Source organism: Desulfofundulus sp., assembly GCF_049701015.1.
GTDB lineage: Bacteria > Bacillota > Desulfotomaculia > Desulfotomaculales > Desulfovirgulaceae > Desulfofundulus.
Genome location: NZ_JBNATZ010000277.1, coordinates 1 through 2,448 on the forward strand (window position 1 = coordinate 1; position 2,448 = coordinate 2,448).

Genomic DNA, 2,448 nt, shown 5'->3' on the forward strand with positions numbered 1-2,448 from the left:
GGCGCAGGGAAGGCACAGTAGCCCTGATTTCCCGGACCCGGCGGGCAGGCGGACAGAGTTGCTCCCTGGTAATCTGGTGTACACTTACAGGAATGCGGCCCACCCGGGAAAGCTGTGCTTGAATAAACGGCGCAATTTCCGCAGCAACCACGACCTGGGACTGGTCCCGGTGCAGGAGAATATCTCCTATTTTCTCCCGGCGCAAGCCAAGAGCTAAAAGCGCTCCGAGGAAATCTCTGTGACTGAGCCCCAGATCTCCAAAAGAACCCTGGATAGACAGGAAAGCCAGCTCCCATTCCTCTTCCCGGGGGGTGAGATAATCGGGATAAACAAGAATACGGACCCGCTCAGCGCCCTGGTAACCGCCATCACTTTGCGCCGCCAAACCGGCCACTTTTTCCAGTACCGCAAGTACGAGGCCGGCATGATGCGGGTCAAGGAAATCGGTTACCCGGGGCCGGTTGGTGTGTAACACACCGTGCACCAGGTCGCACACGCGGGCAAGCAACTCCTTTTCCTCCCGGTTTCTCGCACGGGATAGAAGAAACTCTTTATCCAGCACTTGTTCACTCCTTCAGGACCTACAATCCCAGAGTCCGGATCACGTTCAGAATTATCTGGCGCAGCAATTCAAGGGCAAAAAAGGCCACCAGGGGTGAAAAATCCAGCATTCCCACGGGGGGAACAAAGCGCCTGAAGAAACCCAGGACAGGGTCCGTAATCTCATAAATGAAACGGATGAGTGGCTGGTATGGATTGTGACGGATAAAAGACAAAATGATGCGGACAAAGATTAACCAGGCATAAACTTGAAAAGCCACGTTAATAATGCGTTCTAGACTCATAGCGCTCTCCCTTTATTTTAATCCGCTGGACATTTCCCGGGAGCGGCGGGTAGCTTCTTCCACCGCACGCATGAGAGTCACCCGTAGTCCTCCTTCTTCCAGGGCGAAAACACCGGCAATGGCCGTGCCACCCGGGGTGGTAACCATATTTTTCAGGCGGCCCGGATGTTCACCGGTTTCCAAAACCATACGGGCTGCACCCAGCATGGTCTGGGCGCTGAGCAAAAGGGCAACATCACGGGGCAGGCCCACCCGCACTCCCGCATCGGCCAGGGCCTCCAGGATAACATACATATAAGCAGGACCGCTGCCGCTAAGACCGGTCACGGCATCCATCAGCCCTTCGGGCACTTCCACCGCACGGCCAACAGCACTGAAAATGGCCATCGCCCGGTCCCGGTCCCGGGAAGCAGCGTTCGTGCCCAGACAAAGGGCACTGGCACCGGACCCCAAAAGGCATGGCGTGTTGGGCATAACGCGGACCACTGGTACCGGCTGGGCGAGAAAGCTTTCAATGAACTGGGTGGTAATACCGGCAGCAATAGAGATGAGGGTTTGCTGAGGCTGGAACAGTACCCCCGTTTCCTGCAAAACCTCCTGTACTGCCTGGGGCTTAACGGCCAGAATAACCACGTCTGTTTCCTTCACCAGAGCCCTGTTATCCTCCCGCGTATGCACACCCAATTCCCGGTGCAGAAATTCAAGCCTCTCCCGGCAGGTATCACTTACATACAGATTCTGGGGCTGAATACCGCTTTTAATCAGCCCCGTGAGCAAGGCCTGGGCCATGGCCCCACCGCCCAGGCAACCAATGGCAAGCCCTGTTAATGGCAAAAGTCACACCTCCGTTACTGCTCCATCCAGGAGAAAATCCCCCGCTCCCCAAATTCTTTGATGTCCCCGGCTATGTCCATATTGCTGGGGACAAAGAGAAAAATGCCGTTGCCAACTTTTTGCATGCTCCCGTTAAGAGCGTATGTAGCTCCGCTGACAAAATCCACGACACGCCTGGCCAGGTCGCTTTCAGCCCGCTCGAGATTTACCACAACCGGGCGACGGTTTTTTAAGTGCTCGGCTATGCTCTGTACATCTTCAAAAGCACGGGGCTCTGCCACAATAACCCGCACCTGGCGCTGGGTGTGCAGGCTGAAAACCTGCCCCTTGCGTTTAACCTGGGGTACCACCTCCTCCTCCCGGAAACGCTCCTTTTCCTCTTCCTCCAGGGGCTCTTCTTCAAAACCCATAAAACCGAGGACTTTATCCACCAACTTTTTCGCCATGGTTATCCCTCCTTGGGTTTGATCGGGGTCCAAAAATGGCGCTACCAACCCGAATTATATTTGCTCCTTCCTCCACGGCAACCGTAAAATCGTTGCTCATCCCCATAGACAAAAAATCCAGTGGCACCCCCGGCAGCTCCTGCTTAAGCCAGCCGGCCATTTGATACAACTCCCTGAAGATAGGTCTTACCTTTTCGGGATCCGGAACCAGGGGAGCAATGGTCATCAATCCCCGCACGCGTATACCGGGAAGATCCGCTACCCCTGCAATAAAGTTCCTCACCTCCCCGGAAGGCAAACCGTACTTGGTTTGTTCCCCGGAT

General features: G+C 55.3%; 5 protein-coding genes. All 5 read right to left on the bottom strand.

Translation table 11 applies throughout. The annotated features are described in order from the left end of the window. Positions 1-562, bottom strand: a 562-nt coding sequence (locus tag ACPLUI_RS13115; RefSeq protein ID WP_424660700.1) for a YlmH/Sll1252 family protein, incomplete at its 3' end; no start/stop codon positions are given. A gap of 19 nt (positions 563-581) precedes the next feature. Further along, the gene (locus ACPLUI_RS13120; RefSeq protein ID WP_424660701.1) at positions 582-845 is read right to left on the bottom strand and encodes a YggT family protein; all 264 of its coding nucleotides are present in this window, start codon (positions 843-845) and stop codon (positions 582-584) included. Positions 846-857: 12 nt separating this feature from the next. Beyond that, the gene (proC, locus tag ACPLUI_RS13125; RefSeq protein ID WP_424660702.1) at positions 858-1,679 is read right to left on the bottom strand and encodes a pyrroline-5-carboxylate reductase; all 822 of its coding nucleotides are present in this window, start codon (positions 1,677-1,679) and stop codon (positions 858-860) included. A 14-nt stretch (positions 1,680-1,693) separates the two neighbouring features. After that, entirely contained in the window at positions 1,694-2,125 is a 432-nt protein-coding gene (locus ACPLUI_RS13130) for a cell division protein SepF (RefSeq protein WP_424660703.1), read from the bottom strand. Continuing rightward, a partial coding sequence (locus tag ACPLUI_RS13135; protein WP_424660704.1) for an alanine racemase occupies positions 2,103-2,448 on the bottom strand: 346 nt, incomplete at its 5' end. The genes ACPLUI_RS13130 and ACPLUI_RS13135, both read right to left, overlap by 23 nt.